The 24,547-nt window shown below is 53.2% G+C and carries 20 protein-coding genes; 5 read left to right on the top strand and 15 right to left on the bottom strand.

All coding sequences use genetic code 11. The annotated features are described in order from the left end of the window. Positions 1-117: 117 nt before the first annotated feature. From ACOOGA_RS06440 to ACOOGA_RS06510, 15 genes are all read right to left on the bottom strand, one after another. Positions 118-1,974, bottom strand: coding sequence for an asparagine synthase-related protein (locus tag ACOOGA_RS06440; protein ID WP_420430022.1), 1,857 nt, complete (start codon positions 1,972-1,974; stop codon positions 118-120). A gap of 17 nt (positions 1,975-1,991) precedes the next feature. Further along, complete coding sequence (locus ACOOGA_RS06445; RefSeq protein WP_420430023.1) at positions 1,992-2,735, bottom strand: lasso peptide biosynthesis B2 protein; 744 nt, start codon at positions 2,733-2,735, stop codon at positions 1,992-1,994. A gap of 212 nt (positions 2,736-2,947) precedes the next feature. Beyond that, the gene (locus ACOOGA_RS06450) at positions 2,948-4,789 is read right to left on the bottom strand and encodes an ATP-binding cassette domain-containing protein (protein WP_420430024.1); all 1,842 of its coding nucleotides are present in this window, start codon (positions 4,787-4,789) and stop codon (positions 2,948-2,950) included. 71 nt (positions 4,790-4,860) lie between these two features. Then, positions 4,861-5,541 carry a GntR family transcriptional regulator gene (locus ACOOGA_RS06455; RefSeq protein ID WP_420430025.1) on the bottom strand — a complete coding sequence of 227 codons (681 nt, stop codon included), beginning with the start codon at positions 5,539-5,541 and terminating at the stop codon, positions 4,861-4,863. A gap of 272 nt (positions 5,542-5,813) precedes the next feature. After that, on the bottom strand, positions 5,814-6,440 hold the full coding sequence (locus ACOOGA_RS06460) for an acyl-homoserine-lactone synthase (RefSeq protein WP_417461150.1): 627 nt from the start codon (positions 6,438-6,440) through the stop codon (positions 5,814-5,816). Positions 6,441-6,747: 307 nt separating this feature from the next. After that, positions 6,748-7,464: a helix-turn-helix transcriptional regulator gene (locus ACOOGA_RS06465; protein ID WP_417461151.1), complete on the bottom strand. Its 717-nt coding sequence runs from the start codon at positions 7,462-7,464 to the stop codon at positions 6,748-6,750. A gap of 697 nt (positions 7,465-8,161) precedes the next feature. Next, positions 8,162-10,021, bottom strand: coding sequence for an NADH:ubiquinone reductase (Na(+)-transporting) subunit F (gene nqrF / locus ACOOGA_RS06470; RefSeq protein WP_417461152.1), 1,860 nt, complete (start codon positions 10,019-10,021; stop codon positions 8,162-8,164). Further along, complete coding sequence (locus tag ACOOGA_RS06475) at positions 10,018-10,797, bottom strand: hypothetical protein (protein WP_420430026.1); 780 nt, start codon at positions 10,795-10,797, stop codon at positions 10,018-10,020. The genes nqrF and ACOOGA_RS06475 overlap by 4 nt, the downstream gene beginning before the upstream one ends. 23 nt (positions 10,798-10,820) lie before the next feature. After that, positions 10,821-13,541, bottom strand: coding sequence for a TonB-dependent receptor (locus ACOOGA_RS06480; protein WP_417461154.1), 2,721 nt, complete (start codon positions 13,539-13,541; stop codon positions 10,821-10,823). 368 nt (positions 13,542-13,909) lie between these two features. Next, positions 13,910-14,638, bottom strand: coding sequence for a histidine utilization repressor (hutC, locus tag ACOOGA_RS06485; RefSeq protein ID WP_417461155.1), 729 nt, complete (start codon positions 14,636-14,638; stop codon positions 13,910-13,912). 318 nt (positions 14,639-14,956) lie between these two features. Next, complete coding sequence (locus ACOOGA_RS06490) at positions 14,957-15,691, bottom strand: substrate-binding periplasmic protein (protein WP_417461156.1); 735 nt, start codon at positions 15,689-15,691, stop codon at positions 14,957-14,959. Positions 15,692-15,845: 154 nt separating this feature from the next. Beyond that, on the bottom strand, positions 15,846-16,877 hold the full coding sequence (locus ACOOGA_RS06495) for a DUF2231 domain-containing protein (RefSeq protein ID WP_417461157.1): 1,032 nt from the start codon (positions 16,875-16,877) through the stop codon (positions 15,846-15,848). Positions 16,878-17,019: 142 nt separating this feature from the next. Further along, a complete protein-coding gene (locus ACOOGA_RS06500; RefSeq protein WP_417461158.1) occupies positions 17,020-17,835 on the bottom strand; it encodes a copper resistance protein B in 816 nt (271 codons plus the stop codon). Continuing rightward, positions 17,835-19,715, bottom strand: a complete 1,881-nt coding sequence (locus tag ACOOGA_RS06505) for a copper resistance system multicopper oxidase (protein WP_417461159.1) — start codon at positions 19,713-19,715, stop codon at positions 17,835-17,837. Before ACOOGA_RS06505 ends, ACOOGA_RS06500 begins: the two co-directional genes overlap by 1 nt. Positions 19,716-19,947: 232 nt before the next feature. After that, complete coding sequence (locus tag ACOOGA_RS06510) at positions 19,948-20,343, bottom strand: hypothetical protein (protein WP_417461160.1); 396 nt, start codon at positions 20,341-20,343, stop codon at positions 19,948-19,950. A 170-nt stretch (positions 20,344-20,513) separates the two neighbouring features. Between ACOOGA_RS06510 and ACOOGA_RS06515 the strand changes: the two genes are divergently transcribed. From ACOOGA_RS06515 to ACOOGA_RS06535, 5 genes are all read left to right on the top strand, one after another. Further along, entirely contained in the window at positions 20,514-20,747 is a 234-nt protein-coding gene (locus ACOOGA_RS06515; RefSeq protein WP_417461161.1) for a heavy-metal-associated domain-containing protein, read from the top strand. Positions 20,748-20,774: 27 nt separating this feature from the next. After that, positions 20,775-23,045 (top strand): heavy metal translocating P-type ATPase, encoded by a 2,271-nt coding sequence (locus tag ACOOGA_RS06520; protein WP_417461162.1) that lies wholly within the window; start codon positions 20,775-20,777, stop codon positions 23,043-23,045. 11 nt (positions 23,046-23,056) lie between these two features. Beyond that, positions 23,057-23,458, top strand: a complete 402-nt coding sequence (cueR, locus tag ACOOGA_RS06525; RefSeq protein ID WP_417461163.1) for a Cu(I)-responsive transcriptional regulator — start codon at positions 23,057-23,059, stop codon at positions 23,456-23,458. Between the two features lie 30 nt (positions 23,459-23,488). After that, positions 23,489-23,758, top strand: a complete 270-nt coding sequence (locus ACOOGA_RS06530; protein WP_417461164.1) for a hypothetical protein — start codon at positions 23,489-23,491, stop codon at positions 23,756-23,758. A gap of 418 nt (positions 23,759-24,176) precedes the next feature. Continuing rightward, positions 24,177-24,425 carry a hypothetical protein gene (locus ACOOGA_RS06535; RefSeq protein ID WP_417461165.1) on the top strand — a complete coding sequence of 83 codons (249 nt, stop codon included), beginning with the start codon at positions 24,177-24,179 and terminating at the stop codon, positions 24,423-24,425. Positions 24,426-24,547: the final 122 nt, after the last annotated feature.

Raw genomic sequence — 24,547 nt, forward strand, 5'->3', positions numbered from 1 at the left:
GCACTCCAGATGCATTCGAACCTGAACACCGTCACCAGACGATGCAGCCGCCCAAAGACTGTTTCTCTCGTCGGCTTTGAGGGTCCGAGCCGATCGACATCGTTGGAGAAGCGGCGGTCAGGCGACCGCACCGCGCGCAATATCGGGAAACGCTTTGCCGCGCCATTTGCGCGCCCAGATTTCTGCGTTGATATAATACATCAACCAATCGCCATCCTGGTTGCCGATGTTGTGATCCCGCGCCAGGGTCTTTTTCAGATTGGTTTTATTGACGACCTTGTCGCTGACGAGCACGCCGTCCAGCAGACATTCCCGGATGAAGCCGATATTTTCGTCGATGAAAGCTTTCTGGTAGGCCCCGGACGAGAGTTTCGAGGTGCGCCAGACGACATCTGCTGGCAGGTGATGCCGGAATGCCTTGCGCGCCAGCCCTCTGGATTTACCATTGGCCGTCATCACCCAACTTGGGATACGAAGGCATGTCTCGATCACAGGCTGCGCCAGCAGGGGATAGATCATGGGCACATGCTCGCCCGGCCATGTGTTGTATTCCTCGTTATAAAATCCCCTCGTGTAGTGAAAGATATGGTCAAGCTTGCCGGGCACCATGCCCTTGCCCTGTTTGATCCATGGATGGACGGAGCCGTCCGGCTTGATCAGGTCCTGAATATCGTCATTCAGGAGCGTGGTCGTCCCCGGGTCGAATTCCGTGTAAAAGTCCCATTGTTTGCGTCCCAAGCCGTCCCGGAAGATTTTCGGCAAGATGGACCAGACAGAGAGATTCTGAAGCCTGGCAGCCTCCATGATCAGCCGAAGCAAAGGCCGGCGCAGACCGTGTGTTTTCAGGTAATCGATCGCGCCGTAGCTTGACTCTCGCGCATAGAGAATTTCATCTCCGCCCCAACCGTTAAACCGCGCCTGAAGACCGTTTTCCCGCGCCAGTTCTGGTATGTTACTCTCGAACTCAATCTGGCGGCCATAATAGATCGGTTTTGTCGTGAGCGGCAGCCGCTGCAGGGCATCCGCGTCCAACTTCACAATTTTCTTGTCATGTTCGATGAGCGGAACGCTGAGCTTTTCCGTCACTTGCCGCACATAATGACGCTCGTCCCCCATGGGGTTTGTTCGGTCGAAATTGGTGATACAGGTGATGTCGAGCGAAGCGCGCGCTTCCTTGAGGCAGGCAAGCAGGATCGACGAATCCAGCCCGCCGATCTCATGCAATATCCGGTCATAGGGCGCGGCGTGCGCGGCAACGGTGGTCATCAACACCTTGTGCAAGGTCGCCTCGGCTTCCGCGACGTCCTCGATCACATTGGTCTGGGATATTTTTTGCGGATCCCAGTAAAAGACGTTTTCCGTCGCCCAAGGGGTGATCGTGAGACATTGGCCGGAGAGAAGCTTGTCAACTTCTTTGAGCCCCGTTCGGGCCCCGCCCGTGGCATACCTCAAATATCTGGCAACCCCGCACCAATCGATGGTGAAAGCGAGAAACTTGCATGCAGCGACGTCAGGCACATGGTTGAAATATATCTCCACGCCGCGATAGTGGGTATGGAAGCAACTGAAGGTGCCAATCGGGTCCGCCAGCACATGTTTTTTGTACCCGTGCTGGAGAAACGCCACCCACGCGCCCCAATAATTGTCGACAAGGTAGCACCCTGCAGTTTCAATCACCCTGCGTGCCTCGCCTACGCTCAGATCGACATTACCGGGGAGCGCATCGGAGGCGTCCGGGCGGTCGAAAAGTTTGCCGAGGATGACGCCACCAGCCTCTGCTCCTTGCTTTGGGCTGACCGGATAGGCCTGCATACGCCCCTTCTCCTCCCCGGCATGCAAAACCTGCAAGCCCGAGCCGCTATAAGCTGTCTCCCATTTGGTGGCCGTGCCCATGAAATGGTCCCTGAGAAATCCGGCGGTACGGGTGGCACTGTCGTCGGCCTCGTTCCATAGAAACGCAATATAACGGTACATGACAACGCCCCCCAGGTTCAGACACTCATGATCGGCTTGAAAGAGCCCGTGCTGTCGGCGCTGTCGTTATAGATAAAGCGGTCATCCTGCACCCAGCAATGCGCCACAAACGGCCCCATCTGCACCCCGAACACCCACAGCGGATAGATCCGGTAGATCGCCAGAAATTCGATGAGCGTGAGTGAATCGAACAGACATCGGCCTTTTCCGGTGTAGAACAGCCCCTTGAGGATGCGGAATATCTCGACCAATTCGCGGATACGTGCCAGGTCCACCTCGGGCAAGCGCCCCTCTTTTTTGCTTTTCGGGCGACCGGCATTGGCAAGCGCGCGCTCCCGCCGGCTTTTGACCCGCAGAACGGTACGTTCGATCGAATGAAAGTGGCGCATGAATTTGGCGCACACAAACGCGCAGGCACAGTTGACAATATGGCCCATGCGGATTTTCGGGATACCGTCATGAGGATAGCCCTTCAGATCGAGCATGACTTGCCCGGGCAGCTCAGGAAAAGCCTCCCTGCCCGTCACGGCGTCGGTGGTCAGAATGCCCTCCTCCACCAGCCTGTCGAGCGAGGCCTCAAGGCTAGGCGGCGCAGGCGTACTGTGTTTGCCCTGCCCGCCGAACAGGTGCCTGAGCACCGCCGCTTCCACGTCACCAAGGCGTGCGTACCGGTCGGCGCCGAGATCGAGCACGATCATATGGCCGTCCACATCACAGGGAAAAATGCGCGGGCTCAGAAAATGGGTTCTCTCGGCGGTCATGATCACGGAAATTCTGCCTCTGCCAGTGGTTGGCCACGGCGATCGTCGGGCCGCACAACACCGAGAATACCGAGGGCTGGCTGAGGTGCCGGAGTTTATATTCAAAATATATTATTTCCGTGCCCGGCTATGCCTGACTGCTCGGAAGGACGCCGGTGCATGCCGACATAACGCCCAGCAACATGCCTTCAGGACCCGGCAGCCCAGCGGGTCTAGCTGATGTCCCTGTTCCTGCCATCCCGCCTCCCACCATGCTGCTGTGTCTGCCACATCGATGCATAGAGGCCATTTTTTTCGAGGAGCGCACCATGAGGCCCGCGCTCTACCACCCTGCCCTCGTCAAGCACCAGAATTTCGTCCGCATGCACCACCGTCGAGAGCCGGTGGGCAATGATCAGCGTTGTCACACCCTTTGAAACCTCAACCAGATTGTCGAGAATGCGTCGTTCGGTATTGGTGTCGAGGGACGAGGTCGCTTCGTCAAAGACAAACATGTGCGGATTCTTGAGCACGGCCCGTGCGATCGAGACACGCTGCTTCTCGCCCCCTGAAAGCTTGAGCCCGCGCTCCCCGACAATAGTCCGGTAGCCATCCGGCATCGCGAGGATTTTGTCATGGATATGAGCGAGACGCGCTGCACGCTCTATGTCGCCCTGTGTGCAGTCTAGGCGCCCCAGACCGATATTGTAGGCGATGGTATCGTTGAACAGCACGGTATCTTGCGGCACAACCGCGATGGCCCCGCGCAGTGTATCCAGCGGCATGGTCTGTATCGAACTGCCCCCAAACAAGATAGCGCCATTGTCGGGATCGTAAAGGCGCAGAAGCAGCCGAACGAGCGAGGATTTTCCGGCGCCGCTACCTCCCACAATGCCAAGCGTTTTACCAGGCGGCACGGTGAAGCTGACACCCCTGAGAACCGGATCGCCCTCAAGATAAGAAAAAGTTACATCGTTAAAAATCAGGCCACCGGTCCCGGCGCCTATCGCTTTCCCGGCTGCCTGTGTCGACATTCCGGTGTTTTCGGTTTTCAGCGTCATCAACGCCGTCATTTTCTCGATGAAGGCTACTCCGTAGGCTAGATCCCGAAAGGCTGCACCCAGTGTCTCCATGGGTTTGACGATCTGCAGCATATAGGTATTCACCAGCACAAAATCTCCCAAGGTCATCTCGCCCGCCATAACCTGCTTCGCAGCGAGAAGAATTGCCGCGCCCAGCGAGAGGGCAAACACCAGGGCGATCAGAAGCCCGTTCATGGTTTTGTACCGGTAGAATCTGGCCCACTGTGTTTCGGTCTTCGACAGCGCTTCGTCATAGCGATTGCCCATCCGCTGTTCGGCCGTGAAATATTTGACCATTTCCGCATTGAGGATACTGTCGGTCAGGCTGGCATAGGCATCCACCTGAGCGGTAGAGACCGTCTTGCTCGGGCCGATTATCTGTTTGACGCCCAACGCGAACGAGATGCTGTAGGCAATGACGGACGCCCCAAGGATGGCGAGAAATTGTGCGTCTAGGAACATGGCTAACACAGCGCCGATCACGGCTATTTCCACAGCCACAGGCAACAGGATGAAGATCGTGTGGTTGAGAAGGATGCTGTAGCCGGACAGGCCCTGTATAAGGGTCTGGTTCAGGGCACCGGTTTTCCTGCCTAGATGGAAACTCAGCGGCAGTTCCAGGACGTGACCGAACAAACGTCGGCTTAGATTTCGGGCCAATCTCTGGTCGGCGGTGCCATACAAAAACCAGCGAAGTTCCCCCAATGAGCGCGACACCCAAAGACTGACCAGATAGGCCGAAATGAGTGTGATCGGTCCGAAGCCGGTGCCGCCGGCAGTGTCGACGCTCCAAAGAGATAAAAACTCAAGGGTGGTACTCTTCGTCTGACCGGTACCGAGCGCATCGACAGCATATTTGAGCGCGAGGGGTGCGACTGCCGAGAAAGCGGCAGACGTGAACACCAACAACAGGGTGAGCAGCAATCGCCTTTTTACAAAACCATCCGCCTGGTCCCACGCGACGCGGGCCGCTTCTCTCACCACACCGGCCATACCTCAGGTCTCCAGTGGCAGAGAAAATTGCGACAGACCCTACCCCAGGATGCACAGAGCATGGTCATTTCCTAGGTCCGCTTCGGCACTGCCGGACAAGGGGCGTCCTGTTTTATCTGCCTGATCCGACGGATGACGTCCGGCAGCATTTGAAGGCGCATATCGTGGAAGTCCTGCAACCCCTGACGCAGACCTTTTGTGTCTCGCCTATAATATGTCCGGCACAGTCGCGCCAGACTTTCAGGCACTTCAGGGAAGAGTTCGCATTCCTTCAGGCGGGTGTAATAGGTGCGCTCGCCGATGTTGCCGACAACATGAACAATGTCGTCGTTTCCGGACTGCCTTGAGATATGCCTGAAAAGTTCATCCATCATCTGGACCGTCGGAACGGGTGCGTCCGTTTTGACGCCGCTGGCGGCCTCGAATATTTCCGGTGGCTTGAGCATGCCCGGCACCCGGCCGTCATCCCTGACCACACTCAACGACCAGTCCAGGATCAACTGGTTCAATATATACAGATCTCTAACCTCGGATTCGGATATTTCCTTGGTAAAGAAACCGGCATTGGGCACCTCTTTGATCAGGCGCTCAGCGGCCAGATGGATCAAGGCTTCCCGCACCGGCGTGTTGCTGACCAAAAGCCGGTCCGCAAGCGGTTCGAGGCGGATGCGCTGGCCCGGCATAAGCTCATGCGCCATGACCATGGCCTTGATGCCGGCGTATACCGGGTTTTCGCTTTCGCTCTCAGTCATGATCCGATGTGACGGTGCTTGCATTTTGTTCCTCGCTTCGCCGCCCCTACAAAAGGGGCGGATCCAACAATCTGTCCATGTCGTTGGTTTGGCCCGCCCCGCTTTCCCGGGTCGGCGGGCATTCCGAACCGATCAGATCCTTGCGCGCACAAGGCCAGGATAGCCAGGTTGTGCCTTCAAGGATTGTGACATCGTGCCTGTCCCAGCCGATGATTGGCATCGGGGGATTGGTGCTTTGTTGACATTGCCTCATGACCACCCTCCCTGATCGCCTATGCCGCAACGGAGGCAGTCAGGCGTGTCGGGATGACGCTGATTACCGGTCGGGAAACCTGATGCTTGTGACGCATGTTTTTGAGGGCCACCGGATTGATAATCAAGCTGTAGGCAATACTTTCTTCACCACTGGCATTGGCTTTGGGCACGCCAAGCGGCACATACCCCCATCCCGCCCTTTGAATGATCTGGCAAAATGCTGGCGTTGAAACAAAAGTCACTTGCTGAACACCAAACAGCAGGCTCGTTTCCGCCATGGCCAGAAACAATTTTCCAAGGATGCCCTTGCTGCGGTTCTCTTCCGGAATACAGGTCCGGGAGCTTTCCCAGATATGAGGTCCCCTCGGGATATCGCCATCCACCAGATGAGAGAAACTTTCCGTCATAAGATGGGGCCTCAGTGTGGGATTCAGGCGGCTGGACCCCTGGACATTGCCAGCGTCGTCCAGCGAAAGCAGATAGACCGTTTCCTCGGTGTCGAAAGCATCGACCTCCCGCCCGTCGAAAACTTCCGGCAAAACCCAATTCAACTGCTCGACAAACACCGCGTGGCGTTGACGGAACATCTGATCCAGTTGTGGCGCATAAGCCTGCCGGTTGGATAACGTGATAATTTCGATCATCGTCTTGCCCCTAAATAATGGCTTGGAGCCAACGTGCCGAAATTATGGAAGGGCAAGAAACCCGTAAAAATACGGGGTCACGGAAAGCGCGTTCATTTACAATAGGATAGTGAAACTTTTTTCTCTTTCTAGCTGTATAACAACAATCTAAAAGGTGTGTTGTCGCGTCAAAATAAACGGAGACTCGACGGGCCACCCTCGCAGACGCAAGGCGGGCAAATTTCCATCCGGTTGAAAGGCCACGGGCGGCGCAAAAGTGAGCCATCATGATTAGGGAGCGGGCAACGATAGCCCCGTATCGCCAGCGTCAGGGCGCGATGAGGCCACAAACGATCGCAAGTGCCACCGCCTGGGTGCGCGTGCCGACATCCATTTTCTTGCGGATGTTTTCGATGTAGCCGTTCACTGTCCGATGGGAAATCGACAGGATATCGCCAATCTCGCTGTCACTTTTTCCCTTTGCCATCCAGACCAGGCATTCAAGCTCCCGCGGCGTCAGATCAGGCGGATCGAATAGCCTGCGATTGGACTTCGATAGTTCCACAATTCTCAGGAGATAATATTCCGCCATCAAATGGACAATATGGTAGTTGAGCGGATCAATATCCGTATGATCACCAGCCATGTTGATGCTGCAGGGATAATGCCCAGGCAGAGCGATCGGGATTGTCAGGCCGTCTCGAATACCGGCCTCCTTTGCTTCAGCAAAAATTTGCCGATTACGTTTGTCCGATACGTCAAGCGCCTTCCATAGATAAGGGCCCGTGTTTTTCAGCACGGTTTTGATCACGACATCGTATTTATAATATTCCTCGCGGATGTAATATTCCACCCAGGCTTGGGGAAATCGGAACACCTGGATGGCATCGAGAGGCGGGTTGTTCAGGTCGACGACGGAAATGCATGTGTGATGTTCAAAACCAAGAGCTTTGGTTTCTTCGGTGAATATCCGGCTCACATCATCCGTACCGTCAACCTGCCGGATTCTAGCTATAAAATCCTCAACATTCACTAGCCCCAACATTACCTCTGCCCTGCAACTGAGAAGTGCCAGATATCAGCAAACATGAAGACATTACAAAAGGTCCCATCCATTCTGACTTTCGATAATGTAGAAATTAAACCAATGAAGTTCGCTTCACCCTCAAGGGCATAGCGCCTTCGACTAGTCTCCACTTACCGGAAATTTATTATAATCAACCGCCGGGATCAAACAGTTGCTTCAATACAACTATAATTATACATATTTCCTTGCTGGTCCTTGCGCAACCCAATAGAGACTCACCAGTTGCTGCAATTGAGGCTTTGGGCGATGTCTTCCGCGAACAATGCTCGACCTGCCCACACTGGATTATTGAAAGCCAGAACGCCATTCTCAAAGAACTGGGTCACGCCGCACTGATGCATGGTATACAGTACTTTCTGGAAGAGCTATCATTTTTGCCCGCCAGCGCTGGCATGCCGGTATGCGGTCATTTGTCTTTTGTGATCACCAATACCCGGACATGGTGCGCACGTTCTATACCAACAGGAAAAACGGTCTGATCAGCGCGCAGCAAGACTTTGTTGTGCTTGAACCCCGGGCGCGGCCGTTTAGGACCTTTCACCCGGGTGACCCGGCGGTGTCTGCCCCAAGTAATAAATATCCATCGCCTCTTTTGCGAAAAAAGCAGAGCCTGAACCCTGCTTTTCACTCATGCAAACGATCATGAACTGGCGTGTCAGATGCCGAAATCGTCAAAATCTATCCGGGTGTCATCCACGCCCATTTCCTTGAGCATGGCCAACGTGGCTTCCAGCATTTTGGGCGGACCGCACAGATAGAAGTCACACTCATCAAGGGTTTTATGACCCTCCAGATATTCGCGACGCACCACTTCGTGGATCATGCCGGTATATCCTTGCCTGTCAGTGCTTGTCGCTTCTGACAGGGCAACATACCAGTTGAAGTTTGGATGTACCTTTTCCAGTGACTCAAATGTTTCCTGATAATAAATATCCGCGCTCGTCCTAGCACCATACCAGAAAGTCATCGAGGTGTTCTCCCTCTGATTACGCAGCGCATGCATGATCATGGATCTGAGCGGTGCCATCCCGGCCCCACCGCCGATAAAGATCTTCTCGCACGTGGTGTCCTTGAGGGCAAAATCGCCGAAAGGCCCACGCAGTTTCACCATGTCTCCAGCCTTCAGTCCGCACATATATGCCGAGCCGGCCCCGACAGGAACGCCTACACTGCCATTCTGCGGTAAAGCAGCCCTGACATTCAGCATAAAGTCCGCCCCGAGTTCCTCAGGCGCATTGGCCATTGAATAGGTACGGTGCAACGTTTCCTCTGTGCCTACCTGATGAAGAGCATGGCTTTCGGCCCAGGCATTTTTCAGAGGTTGAGGCAGATTGGCTAGAGCAGACAATGTCGTGCTATAAGGCGGAATCGTCACCTGCATGTAGCTGCCCGGCCGGAAGGTTAGCAACTCACCGGATGGTGGACGCAGACGTAGTTCGCAGATAAACGGAGTCACGAACCGGCTTGACACAACCTCCGCCTCAAAATCCTGTGCCGACAGCAGATCGCTTGCCACAATGATCTCCTGCGCGACGTCAGATTGGTGCTGGCAGGCAAGACGATAGCCCGTTTCAATTTCACTGGCAGGTATCTGCCGCAAGTCTGCGGCTGTAGCGACTGGAACCGGAGTCATGCGCACCCGGCACAGGCCGCATGTCCCACCGCCGCCGCAGGTGGACGGTAGATGAATATCTTCCGCCGCCAACGCATCAAACATGGTCTTGCGTCCTTGACTGATAACCTCGCGCTCAAAATGACTACCACCGTCAGACACCAGAAGTTTTCTGGTATCACCCCGCTGCCGAACTGCTGCAACCAGATTGAAATCGCCACGGCGGAAGTTTTCCACCAACATGACAACACCGGTCAAGGCAAGCCACAGCACGGTCCACCCCGACAGGATAACAAACATATTGTTGAAATCCTTGCGGTTTTCATAATCCATGATGTGCAGCATCCAGAAGATATCAAACAGACGCCAAGTATCCTGGCGACGCTCCCAGATGCGCCCTGTCTCTGCAGAAAGGTAAAAGGAACTGTTTTCTTCATCATCGAAATCAACACGCCAGCCCGGTCCCATGCTTTCGCGGGTTTCCATGGTTGGTGCCTTGATCGGCGTCACATTCTCGACCGTACCGCTACCGGCATAGTCAGCCACTGCAATTTCACGAGCTTTTTCTGCGTCAATGATAATGGGCTGAGCTGTCCTGGCGTCAAACATGCGGGTGCTGGTTTCCGTCCGCACCTTATAGACAGGCTTGCGCTGAAAGAGGTCCATCGTGACGGCTTTCAGCACATCGCTGCCAGAAACCTGTGCAAGGACTTCCTCCTCCCCCGCAAAGGGCGCAAAGGAGGCCAAGCTGGCAGGCTCGCCATGAACATGTTTGCGAAGGTGGTGTCCTTCCACCTGGTCGTGCTCGAACCAGCTCATCATAAAACCGCTCAGCATCCACAAAAGCAACTGAAGCCCTAGCAGAAGGCCTACCCATTTATGGGTAATGCGCATCAAGTTCATGACATATCTCCCGAACCGCCAGATTCCTTCCAATTTTTCCGCCTGAAACTGTAGAAAAGCAGCCAGATACCGGTCAGAGAAAGAATGGTGCCTACAAATGCGGCCACACGCAAAAGGTTGTTGTTCATGTCTGAGCGGTCTTCATAGTCCATAATGTGGAGCATCCAGACAAAATCGAACATGCGCCAGAAATCATGCCGACGCGTGACGAGCCGACCGTCATTCGGCGACACATATAGACTGGTCCCGATTGCGTCGTTGAAATCAATTCGCCAAAGCGGTAACGGGCGAGTCTGAATCTCGGTTGGTGCGTCTTTCTTGTCCGTCAAAAGGCTTACACCACTGATCTGCCCGTCCTGAGCATAATGATATTCAGCGACTCCTCGTGCGGTCCCTTCATCAAGAGGCGAAACCAACTCGCCTGTGTATCCATTGACCAGCTTCGTCCCTTCCGGCGAATAAATCCGGTAATGTGGACTACCCAGCCAGGATACCAACTGAATACGTGATGCATTCGGGTTTCTGGTCAGCATAGTCGAATAAGGAACCACGTCACCATAAGCCGCGGTAAGCGGTTCATCCATGTTTTTAACAAGGTGGTCACCGTGGATATAGTCCAGATTCATCGTGACCATGTAGACGCCGCTGATCATCCAGAACAGGGCCTGGATACCAATCACCAGGGCCAGCCACTTGTGCCACCGGCGTGATAAAAACGAAGCGCGCATTTCGAAACCCCAAGAGTGCATAATTTTCAAAAAAGCGTGGGCGGGCATACCCCGCCCATGCTTGGCTCACCTTACTTCAGCCGGTAGGTAAACCGGAGATATCCCCGGCGACCGGCTAGGTCATATGTCATGGTATCGGTGTTCCCGTCGGTCCACGATGCCACATACGGAGGGTTTTTCTGGAACAAGTTGTCAACACCAAGGCTCAGCTTCATCGCGTCGTTGATAGAGTACGAGAACTGAACATTATGGTAGAAAACGGCCTTCATATGAGAACCGACTCCTTCCGTTGCATTAAAGTCATCGCCACTACCGATCATCTGTACCGAATAGGTACCAGACCATTTCTCGGCACTGGTAGTCCAGGACGCATTTGCCCGCCAGTGCGGATAGCCGCCGTTGCCGCCACCAATGAAACCATCAAATTCAAACGGCTCATCACCATCAAAGGCTGTGGACTCATACTTGGCGAGGTAGGTGGCCTTCACATCCAGCGAGTGCGCCAAACCTTCCGTATCGAAGTTATAAACAGCACCAAAATCGACACCCTTCATAACTTCACGACCAGTGTTGGTCTTCTGCGTTGAAAGATAGTTGATATCACCATTAACAGAGTTCCGGGTGTGATGACCCGGACCACAGAAGACATGCGATAAGCTTGGTGAGTTGTAGCAGATGGACAGCTTCGTCGACCCAGGGGTTTCACGAATGGCATCTTCGACCTCGATGTCGAAATAATCTACGGTGAAGGACAGGCCATCAAGCGGCTGTAGTACCAGACCAAGCGTCATGGACTTCGCCGATTCCGGCTGCAGGTCCGGGTTGCCGCCACGGTCTGTGAGGATCGTGTTGCCAAGCTGAACATAATTCAGCGGTACGCCCGCAGCCTGACAGTTTTGATAAACAGTGCTTGAACTATTAAGTGCTGCATAACCCGAACACGGATCAGTCGTGGTCAGATTACCCTCCGAGACACCCCCAAACAGTTCCGGAACGTTCGGAGTACGGAAAGCGGTTGTGTAAGTACCGCGCAGCTTGATCGCATTTGATGCCTGCCAATTCAGGCCAATTTTATAGTTGGTGTCTCCGCCAAAAAGGTCGTAATCCGAGTAGCGAATGGCTAGGTCCATATCCAGCGACTGTACAAAGGGCATATCAGCAAGTAGCGGCACATGCATCTCTGCATATACTTCCTTGGTTTTGGTGGTGCCAGAGATCGGATCGGCCTGATTACCTAGTGCCAGCCCTGCGACGACGAGAGAATCCGGGTTACGCCACCCTTTTTCCTTACGCCACTCCACACCGCCAGCGATGCCAATCATACCCGCAGGAAGCTCAAACAGATCGCCGCTGATGTTACCGCTGACACTGATCTGTTCGTTGCCGCCGGTACCTTGCTGGTTGAAGACGATATAATCGAGTACGTCCTGCGTTACGTCGCCAAAGCCGAGATAATCGCCGCAGGGTATACCGCCGGAACCACATACATCTGGATCCAGTGTTTCACCAAGGCGCTGCATATTGATATTGTTAGCAATGGCATCGATGCCCGTGTTGCGGCCCCAGTTAAAGGCAACATCATAAGACCAGTGGTCATTGATTGTTCCTTCAATGCCAGTCACCACTCGCCAGGTATCAACTTCCTGAAGGAAGTCACGCGCACCGTTTTCTAGAAGGCGGCGGCGCTCAAGCGTGAAATCCACGCCCGTCGGGTTTGTCGGGTGGTCCGCAGAGTAGAATATATCCTGTAGGGTAGCAGGCGAGGCAGGCTGCATGGACTCCCTGTGGGTATACATCAGCTCAGCGAAAAGGCGGGCTTCGTCGCCCAAGTTATAGGAACCAAGCGTCGTGAAGCTGAATCGCTCAATCGGTTGAACTGCATTGAAATACGGATTGTAGTTAAACGAGTGTCTGGACCCATCATAGGGCTCGTAAAAGTCGCCGTCGCCAGATCCCTGATTGAAGTTGATCCGCGTCGGCTCTGTCAGGATCGTGCCGTCTCGCAAGGTCGCACCGGCAGGCAGTGTTGCTCGACCACCGATTGTGGAGGAACTACCACCGCATTCCAACCCACCACTTCCGTCCGGAAAAAGGGGACACGGGGCGCGACTGTCGTCAGCAAGCGGCGACGCTTTATTGTCCTGATAGCTCATATTGACCATAATGTTACCTACATCGCTGGACGCTCCCCATGTCAGATCAACAAGATACTCTTCACCATCACCTTCGTCGGTCATACCGAACTTGCCCTCGACCTCAAGGCCTTCAAATTCCTTTTTGGTGATCAAATTCACCACCCCGGCAACTGCGTCCGCACCGTAGGTGGCAGAAGCACCATCCTTGAGGACCTCAACCTTGGAGATCAGGGACATGGGGATCATGGAAAGATCCACGCTGCTGTTAGCGCCAGTCCCACCAAATACTACGCGGCGGCCATTCACCAGAACCAGGGTCCGGTTAACACCGAGACCTCGCAAGTTGATTTGCGGCGTGCCCCACCCGTTTGAAACCCAATACGCGCTCGTTTGATTACCGCCAAATCCGGCTGCCGCAGGCAACCGTTGAAGCAAGACCTCCAATGACGTCACACCTGTAGCCTCGATGGCTGCTTCGTTCAGGACTGTTACGGGCCCAACGCCAGAAAGATCCTTGCGTTTAATCCGGCTTCCCGTAACAACAACTTCTTCAAGGGCAATTTCTTCTTCACTTTCGGCACCCGCAGGTACGGTAATAAGCGTGCCAGCACCGAGGGCCGTCATTGCCATAAGCCAATTTAATCTAGTCTTCTTCATTTCGTAATCTCCTCCCGGTCCTCGCTCCATCTCGTCAAATACAGCATAAACTCAGTAACCGCTGTAGCCCTGATCCTCATCGAAGCTTACACAGACCTGTATAGACAACCATATATAACAAAGGAAACATTAGTGCTATTTTGTCATATAGCAAGAACAAATCAGTCAAATTGATCGGGCATTAAGAAACAAATCGCATTCCAGCCCCTATTCTCTCGGGTCAGTGTGAGGCTGTTTCTAGTTTTTGGGGAAATGGTGGGCCATATCCGAAAATTTCACAACTGCAACGGGTAATGAGAAGATGAAAGTCGAGTGCATTTTTTCAGCGTTTTTCAAGATTACGTGAAGAGGAGAAGAAGAAATCGCTGTTAATCAAGATTGACATTTGCGCTGAACTTGTTTCCGAGCCGGTATCGGCTGCCCGGAAAGAACATACGTGCAAATGTGATGACCTTTTTATTCATCGATGTGCGCCTTGTCAGCACGAGGCAGGGTTCGGTCCGAGGCATTCTGAGAAGTTTAAAAATCTGTTCGCTCGGCATTTCCGCCCGAATCGTATGTTCCACTTCCTGCAGAGGTAATTTAGACAACAGATACGCGGTCGGCGTTATATGCCTAAAATCATTGGTTAGATAATCTGGCGCAAAACAAGGATTAACCCACCTGTCTTCAAGCTGCAGCGGCATTTCACCTTCCAAATGTACAATCCGGGTTCGCAACAGGCGCTCACCTGCCTGCATGTAGAAGAGATCAGCCAGCCTGCCGTCCACCGGCTCTTCACGCCTGAGAATGACGTCGGCACAATAATCATGGCCCCGAGCGCGGATATCATCAGCGATGTTTTTTACGTCCAGTACATGCCCGTCATCTGTTTTTTCAGCCACAAAAGTACCAATACCGGGTACACGCGTCAGAATGCCCTCATCTGTCAGCTCCCGAAGCGCGCGGTGCGCAGTCATCCGGGCGACGCCATATTCCTTCATCAAGGCATTTTCTGATGGAACTTTATCATTTGGACCGTATGTACCGTCCTTAATTGACTGAACTAATTCTTCCTTAATACGTTGATAGGGTGCCTGAATGGAGTGTACTTTCACGGTCCAACCTCAAGAAATTTGCGATGCATTTCATGTGTGCAATCTAAATTTTCTTTTGCAATAGAGATCACAAAAACAGCAATATAAATAACACAAACAGACTACCCAGAAATCGACAATCGCCGTTCTAGACAACCCTAACCTTTTACCCTCTATAGGGACCTCCAGTTTTTTGTAAATCTTTATCTGATGACCACCATCTCTCTCCGCACCGCGAACGACCCTAAGAATGCAATCGTCTTCGTGAGATTTGCAATGGTGTGGGAGGATACAAAAATATAGCTATTTCAGTCGGTTAAAACAAGAACACCCGTACCGTTATTGAAACGTTGCAATGAGGGTGCCGTTGTCTTTTGCAGCTTGAAGCATCAGATTTAATGACGTCAATATCCGATCTGTTTTTTCTGAATACCAACAGGTCATCACCTCGTTCCAGGCCACAACTTCAAGATCCTTGTCATAACTATAACTTTGAAGGCCCTTAGCTTTTTCGAGTAGCCTGGTATCAAAATCAACGGAAATGACGACGTCCACCCTGTGTTTATCCAATAACTCAAACGCCTTGACCCCGGTTTCCACCTCCAGTGTAGTGACACCCCAATCCGCGCCGATATGGGGCTCCAGTATTTTGAGGTGACTGCCTGCTCCAACAATGACTTTGCTCTTTAAGTCATCATAGGCAGTTACTGGCACGTCGTCTGGGCGGGTATACAGACGCAGCCCAACACGGTTTATAGGATTAGAAAACCTGATGAACTGTCTCTCATCCAATTCGATCGGGTAATCATCAATGCTGTCGATAGCAATATACAGGCAATCCGCCTGGCGCTCAGCAAAGTCCCTCATTGCCCGCCTGTAGGATAGAAATTGCACCTCATGGTCACCTATACGCGGTCGAATAATCTGTTGGAAAAACTGGTTATGAGGGCCAGGCGTTTCCTGATGAAAAACATGGGGTATCTGCCCCGCCAGTATTTTCAAGGACTCCGCCTGTCCCGCTACTGACAGCGCCAGAGAAAACATAAAAGCTAGAGGAAGAAATATAACTCGCACGATCCGCCCTCGCCCTGTTTGTTGCGATTAACTTAACCGAATATGTGGCAAGCTTGGCAACTTTCCCTGTAATTACTTAACAACATGTCTTTAATAGAGAATACCGAGTATGCCGCCCCGCAAAAATCTGCTGCAGAGCGGCAGTTAGTTAGGACTATCGATCAGCCCATTCAATCAACTCGATCTTCCAATCGTGTCCTTTTTGGCGAAGCAACATAAATTCGCGGCCCATCCGGTTGTATTCTTGCCCCCGGTAATTGCCTATAGTCCTGGAGTGGGTCACGACCCATGCCCTGTCTCCAGCCTGTCCTGTTTCACGCGACAGAGTCTTGCTTTCCATATTGGGTAGAAAAGCCATGTCTGATTTCATATGCCCCGACATATAGGCAGCTTTGGTGGTCTGGGCGTGACCACCTTCAATAATCAACACATCGTCTGCTAGCAACCGAGCCACGGTGGCTTCATCTCCAGCTTTCAGAGCTGCATAAAAGGCATTGGAGATAGCACCGGCATCTAGCGTTTCCACATTATGCGCGTCGCCATGATCGTGCGCATTATCGTCGTGCGCCTTTTCTTCCCTGGCACCTGCTGCAACATCTGTCTTTTCGTCGGCATTGTCATGTTCATGCGCCTTGGCACCTTCACCACGATTGAGAGCCTTGTCTGCCTGATCTGGCTGCGCTGTATGGTCATGTGACTTGTCCTCACCATGATCGTGGTCGTGCCCACCACCTGTAATTTCGGGCAGACTTTTCACCCCAAGCCCATAACCGTAGACAATCCTGCCGCCCCACCAGGCCGTCACGGTAAGTGCCAGTGCGGCAACAGTCAGCAATATCAGGAACAGGGTTTTTGGATTGATGCGCCCGGACTTCCAGCGCCATAACACCAGCGCCAACATCGCCAGGCCAGTCGGCACTGCCCAATTCCTGTGAGTGGTCATGGCAGCATGGGAGGGACCATCATGCCCCACTGTATAGTAGGCTTGAAAGCCAGCCGCGATTGTCACTATTATGGCCAGGGCGCCAAAGGCCAGCATCCAGTCCGCCGCCTTGAGAAGACCGGGTTTCCAGTCCCGCTCCGGGCCAAAAGTGCCCAGCCAATAAGCGGCTGTCGCCGTCACTGGCAATGCATAGGCAAAATGCACCAACACTGGGTGCAGATTTGGTTCAATCAAACTAGTCATCAGGCCCTCCCGCCTTCATCAAGTTGCTTAAGGCATGCCGGGGCGTGCCTGCGAAACACCAATGTTTCAACACTGTGCATGGTGAACGGGCCGTTGAAGCCCGCTCCATTTTCTAATGTGAGTGTATTTTCCATGCGCGTCTCTAGAACCATGCACGAATGCCGGCAACCAGCATAGTTCGCCCGATATCTTCACCAGCAGCCCGCGCAATATCGGCTGTGCCACCCAGTTTCCGCTGCCACTCGACACCAATATAGGGAGCAAACTCACGCTTGATTTCGTAGCGCAACCGAACACTCGCACTTAATGAGGTGAACCCAGCTCCGGTCTCCTGCTTTATGATATCCTGAAAAGAGATCCCAATCTCGGCGCGGGGCTGCAGGATCAGGCGCTGTGTCAGCAAAAAATCATATTCCACCTCGGCACTTACTGTTAGATCCCCGTCGGTACTGAGAAATGCTGCTGCATCCACTTCAAACCAGTATGGTGCCAGCCCCTGCACACCCAGGACCAGATGATCCAGCCCATCCGGCTTGAAATCATGACGCAGACCAGCCTGCAAATCCCAGAAAGGCGAAACAGCACGCGACCAGAGCGCCTGAACTTCGGCCTCTTCGACGTCTCCGCTGTCCAGGTTCAACTCGGCTTCTGTTTTGACCCATAACTTATTGATGTCGCCGCCGTACCAAGCCTGGCCATCAAGAACCAGATTGTCTTCACCGTTATGGCTTTGCAGCTCAAACCGATCAAGTTGCAACAGATAAGTTTTCTGGCCACCCATTGCCTTTTTAATCTCAACGCGCTTTTCCGCCATTTCCTGCGGGTCATAATACTGATCTGCCTGCTGACCGGCAATAACAGGCGACTTTTGCACTTCCTCGTTGGCAGCTGTAGAACCCGTATTCATGAGAAGCGCACCGACTACCAGTGCAGGCGAGAATATCTTGTACGTAAGCATTATTTACGCCCCCCTGTTTCGCTTTCCGCCTTGTCGCCATGCCCATGATGCATGTGTTTGTGATCGACTTCTTTCTTCATCCCTTGACCGGGTTCTGAATTGCCTTGATGGCGCCGCGTATGCGGGGGCGTCTGCGATTTTGGCAGCACGGACACCACCTGAAACATACCCGCTTCCATGTGATAAAGCAGGTGACAATGGAATGCCCAGTCACCCACGTGCTCGGCTGAAATATCGACCGACAGCTTTTCCCCAGGCTTCACGATAATCGTATGCTTGCGCGGTTTGTGATCGTCAGCACCGTTCACGACATCAAAAAACATGCCATGCAAATGGATCGGGTGAGGCATCATGGTATCATTCACCATCGTCAGCCTTAAGCGCTCGCCCTCGTATAAGACGATGGGTTTTTCCACTTCCGAATACCGTTTACCATCGAACGACCACATGTATCGTTCCATATTGGAAGTCAGATGCAGTTCGATCTCACGCTCTGGCTGTCGCAAGTCCGGGTTCACATCCAAACTGCGCAACTGCGCATATCGCAACGCACGATGTGGCACGTCGGTCAGGCCATGCCCAGGTTCGTCAAGCCTGTTTGCTGGTGCCGCAGCAATATTCACAACGCCCGGTCCCCGCTGGATATTGGCGCCAGTTGTCGGCAGGGTATGGTACGCGTCACCTTGCGTCGTCATGGTGCCATGGCCCATGGCGGCGTGATCCATTTTACTGTGATCCATGCCAGACATCGCGCTGTGGTCCATGCCCATATCCTTCATTGTCAGTGGAACAGGCTTTCTGATCTTCGGCTCTTCGGCGCGCATCCCGGGCCTTGGCCCCAGTGTTGCAACAACCTGGCCTGACCGGTCGATGGATTCCGCCACCATAGCATAGGCCTTTTCTTCTCGTGGCTCGACAATCACATCATAGGTTTCAGCCACCCCGATCTGGAATTCATCGGTCTCAAGGGGTTGAACATTGAGGCCATCAGAAGCAACAACCGTCATCGGCAGCCCGGGTATCCGGAAGTTGAAAATAGACATGGCCGCCGCATTGATGATACGCAGGCGCACACGTTCTCCTGGGCGGAAAACACCGTTCCAGTTGTCTGCTGTCGAATGCCCGTTAATAACATATGTATAGGTTGCACCGGTTACATCGGCCCAGTCGGTGGATGACATACGCATCCGGCCCCACATGGCCCGGTCGGCAATAGTATCGCTCAGACCATTCTCGGATATATCATCAACCAGGTCGCCCGCCGTGCGGCGCTGAAAATTCAGCGACTCCGCATTCTTTTTCAGCTTGGCGAAAATCCGGTGTGGGTCCTCAAAAGTCCAGTCGCCCAGGATCAAAACATACTCACGGTCATACTGAACGGGGTCGGCATCTTTAGGATCGATAATGATCGGCCCATAATGGCCTAGCTGTTCCTGCATACCAGAATGCGAGTGATACCAATAGGTACCACTTTGAGGGACAGCGAACCGGTAGCTGAAGGTCTCCCCGGGTTTGATGCCCGGAAACGAAACGCCTGGCACACCGTCCATGTGAAATGGCACCAGAAGGCCATGCCAGTGAATAGACGTATCTTGGGCGAGGCGGTTAGTGACATTGAGGGTAATATCGTCTCCCTCACGAAACCGGATCAAAGGCCCCGGTAAGGTGCCATTGATCCCAACCGCAGTGGTAGAACGACCATCAATCCGGACCGGAAACCTGTCGATATCCAGATTGAAACTGTTGGCAGTGCCTGAGGGCACCCCCCAATTGCCCCTAGCTGCACTTTGTGCCCATAGGGGAAGTAGGCCAGAAAGGCAAAGGAATGCACCACTACCAGCCGCGCCTCTAAGAAGGCTTCTTCTGCTCAGATGTTTCACGACCTTCCTCCCATGCCTACATGAAGGGAAGTCATTGTTAGCGTACTTTTCGAACGATGTTGCCTGTTACTTTCGCCGGCAATCCTGCAGTTAGTGTCATTGGCCGCATCTAATAAATAAACTGTTGAATTCATTTCCGAACCCTCTCGGGAGTATAACATTTTCCATCACCGGACAGCCACTGGCCTACGGTGAGCGATAACCAGCGTCAGGTAATCTGGCTTGGGAACAGCTATATGGTCCGGGGAGGTGGTGTGATGTGATCGCCAACTGCCGAAAACATCGGCTGATCAGGCATTGGTGCTGGCAACACGTGGAGCATCCAGGCGCCCGCAGCACGCGGCGAACGATCGATCAACACGACGGTAACCGCCAATCCGCAGCACGAAACATCGCAAGCGCTGCCGTCCTGCCCTACGTGTCCATTCTTATGGATCATGCTTGCATGTTTAATGGCTACAATTGTTGTTTCAGCTTGAACATCCGTCATCTGTGTCAACGTGTCAGAAGCCATTTCCTCAACACAGCAATCATGGTCAGCGGCCGCAAATACAGAAGGAACGACAACCATCATTGCCGCCACCATAAAAGCCACTAGAGCCGAATGTATTCGCTTGAACAGTTTCATATCAGACGCAGTATAGCCCCAGATCACGGCTCAGGGTCAAGCAAACATTTCCACACTCACGCCGGAATCAAAAATATTTGAAATCGCCCTTGACCTTCCAATTACTGGAAGCCCCATATGCCTACACGACAGCGTGCAGATTGACTGCACAACCAAAGAAGGACAGCAAAATGAAAAACTTCGCCATCAGCAATATGTCGTGTGGACATTGTGTTAACACGATTGAGACAGCGGTAAACGCACTCCCCGGCGTTACCTCTTCTCAGGCAAATCTCGCAGCAAAGACAGTTACTGTAACTGGAACTGCATCAGCAGCAGAAATTATGGAAACCCTGAGCCATGCGGGCTACGAGGCGTCAGAGATTGAGCCTGTGTATCAGCGAGAGGACGGCATAACCCCATAAACGTTACACCGAGCGCGGAGAAAAGAAATGGCATATAAAACCCAAACGCAACCACTGTCTGACCCAGCATCAATGAATGCTTCCTTTACGATAGGCGGCATGACATGCGCGTCCTGTGTAAGTCGCGTGGAAAAGGCAATCATGACGGTAGACGGCGTTTCATCTGCTACTGTCAATCTTGCTACCGAACGCGCTGTGGTTACAGGAGCCGCAGTTGACGCCCGGAAAGTCGAAGCTGCGATAGCAGTTGCCGGATACACAGCAACTTCCCTGGTCGATGATGGAAACGCTCACCCCGTAATGGAAAATGGCCGCGACGACAAATCCCTGCGAGAACTGACACATGTACTCATTGCCGCCCTCCTATCGGCACCCCTGCTGATCGGTATGGGCACCAGTTTTTTTGAAAGCAAGTGGGTGGTTCCCGGTTGGGCCCAACTGCTGTTGGCATCTCCCGTCCAGTTTTGGCTTGGTGCCCGCTTTTATATTGGTGGCTTCAAGGCTGTGAAAGCCCGCACTGGCAATATGGACCTTTTGGTAGCCCTTGGCACCTCGGCAGCCTACGGCCTCAGCCTCCATCTGATGATCACAGCACCATCCGGTACTGCACCACATCTGTATTTTGAAACATCTGCCGTTTTGATCACCTTCATTTTATTGGGTAAATGGCTTGAGGCCCGCGCAAAAGGCCAAACCGCCAGTGCCATCCGGGCTCTGATGAAGCTGAGGCCCGACACAGCAAGGGTACGCCGCGGCGACAAGATTATTGACATGTCAGTTGCGGATGTGACCATCGGCGACCTCGTCGTTCTGCGACCGGGGGACCGCATCCCGGTAGATGGTATTGTTGAAGAGGGCTCTTCGGCAGTTGACGAGAGCATGCTGACTGGGGAAAGCATGCCACTTCAGAAAAGCGAAGGTGACAATGTGACAGGCGGGTCAATCAATGTCGACGGCCTGCTTCTGGCCCGAACCACAGCCGTTGGTACGGAAACTGTTCTTGCGCAGATTATTCGAATGGTAGAAGGCGCGCAGGCCTCCAAGGCCAATGTTCAACGACTTGTAGACAGGATAAGCATGGTTTTTGTGCCGGTAGTCTTGGCCATTGCAGCGCTGACATTCCTTGGCTGGTACGGCATGACTGACAACATGGAGGCTGCTGTACTGGTCAGTGTCTCTGTTCTTGTTATCGCCTGTCCCTGTGCGCTCGGGCTCGCCACGCCAACCGCCATTATGGTTGGTACAGGCGCTGCGGCACGGCATGGCATACTGATCAAAGACGCACAAGCACTCGAACAGGCCCGCGCGGTAACAACCGTCGCATTTGACAAAACGGGTACCCTTACAGAGGGAAAACCCAAGGTGGAAGTGGTGCGAGCCTCACATGGCATCAAACAACAGACCATGCTGGAAATCGCTGCGGCGTTACAAACCGGAAGCACCCACCCCCTTGCCGCCGCCGTTGTTAGCTATGTTGAACGCGTGCGATCACTAGGTGCCAAGGTAGATCTGGAAGTAACCGGTCCGTCTGCAAAAGTGAAGCACTTCAAGAACCATCCAGGCAAGGGGGTCGAAGGACGGATTGACGGGCACCGCTACATCCTTGGCAACGGTAAGTTGATGGCTGACCTCGGAATTGAATTGGCGCCTCTTGAAACGGAAGCATCAAAGGCAGCATCAGAGGGTCAGACAGTTTCATGGCTTGCTGAAAGCGCGCCCGTGCCACGCGTGCTTGGTTTGCTGACATTCTCGGACACTATTAAATCCGAAGCGCACAAGGCAATCGACATCCTTCATGCCATGGGCGTCGAAACGGTCATGATTACCGGTGACAATGCAGACACAGCCCTAAGCACAGCTCGCAAACTGGGCATTGATATTGTGCGAGCCAATGTTCTGCCGGAGGAAAAATCCAATATCGTCGCGGAACTGCAGGCGAAGGGTGCCGTGGTCGCCATGGTCGGAGACGGCGTGAACGACGCCCCGGCTCTGGCTCAGGCCGATATCGGGCTTGCCATGGGCACCGGCACCGATGTCGCAATGCAAACCGCGGGCATCACCCTTATGCGGGGGGATTTGAGCCTCGTTTCCGGTGCGTTAGATATCTCACGGAGAAGCTACGGCAAAATACGGCAGGGGCTTTTCTGGGCTTTCATATATAATATTGTCGGCATACCACTGGCTGCATTCGGATACCTCAGCCCCATGCTGGCCGGCGCGGCCATGGCGCTCAGCTCAGTTAGCGTTGTTCTCAACGCCCTGACATTGCGCGGCTGGTCTCCGCGCAACAAAACGTGAGGAGAACTACCGTGTTTATCGGCGAGGCAGCAAAAGCATCCGGCGTGAACGCCAAACTGATCCGCTATTATGAATCCATTGGCCTGATCGACCCAGCCGTACGGACGGAATCAGGCTATCGCCACTATTCGGAAAATGACGTGCACATCCTGCAGTTTGTAAAACGGGCACGCGCTCTTGGTTTCAGCATCGAGCAGATTGAACGCCTGATCGGGCTGTGGCGAAATACCGAGCGCGCCAGCGCCGATGTGAAAGTAATTGCGCTGGAACATGTCACCAAACTGGAGGAAAAAATACGCCAGATGCAAGCCATGGTCGATACGCTCAGGGATTTGGCCGACAATTGCCATGGCGACGGGAGGCCGGACTGCCCCATCCTTTCCGACCTGGGCGCAGGGCCCAAGACCAACTGACAGCATAGCCATTAAAGGTCAGATGTTCAGATGAACAAGCCCCCACAACAGAGCAAAAAGGATTGGACCGGCGACCTGACAATCGGCCTCGGCTGGATCTATTACGAAGGTCCTATTGGTCAAACGGAATTCAACAATCATTATGTGTTGCAACTGTGCTGTCCCCAAAGCACCCCGCTGCATATCGAAACGCCAGACGGCCAATTGTCCATACACAAGCCATACGCCATCGGCTCCAGCGTCAGACACTGTCTATCTGGCGCAAATACCGTCCGTCTTCTCTATCTGGACCCGAACTGACGCTGGGGGAATGTAGTCGCCTGAATATCGAGGGCATCGAGCCGCTTTTAATTGACGCCACCATCGTCAATTCTCTTGACCGCAGCTTGCGCGCGTCGGTCGCCACGTGGATGCGCTGGGGTACACAAGTCAATCTGGCGGGGCAAGACTTTGGTGGACTTGTATTCTGGTGGACCCTGCTGTCTCATCCGGCACGCTGTAATCGTCAAGAATCCCCACCATACGACTGGCAAAAATTACGTGACGAAGGAAGAGGCTGTCGGTTGGCATCATACCTTCCTACGCATTCCCCATCTGCCTCGATATGTGGCACGATTGGGGGACTGATTCACTCTTGAGAAAAACCTGCACAAGAGTGCCCTGCTCGGAGCCTTTTCAACCTAGCATTTCGATCAGTTTAAAGGTGTTGGGAACTGAGATGGTGCAACCCACAGCATGGGCACATTGCATCATACCAACGCTGAAATCAAACGAGATGCAATGCCTAGCGAAAAAATTGAAATACCACACTTGTACAATTCCAGAAAAGGATGCATTTAGCAGAAAAATTGTGGTGCGGGACAGTGTCTCGTTTCTTGAAACGGGAGACGTTCGCGAACTGGGGATTGGCACACACTTGATCATTCAGGAAAAACCCGAACTGACTGGAAACATTATGGCAGAATAATTTCCTCTCAATCCTAGATAACGCGGAACTTTCAATAAATGCCGCAGATATATTTGCTACACCCAACAGTCGACGTGACTTTACTTATCTGACATTCTGCCCAGGCTTAGTTTTACGGTTTA

It is taken from the genome of Kordiimonas sp., assembly GCF_965216265.1.
GTDB lineage: Bacteria > Pseudomonadota > Alphaproteobacteria > Sphingomonadales > Kordiimonadaceae > Kordiimonas.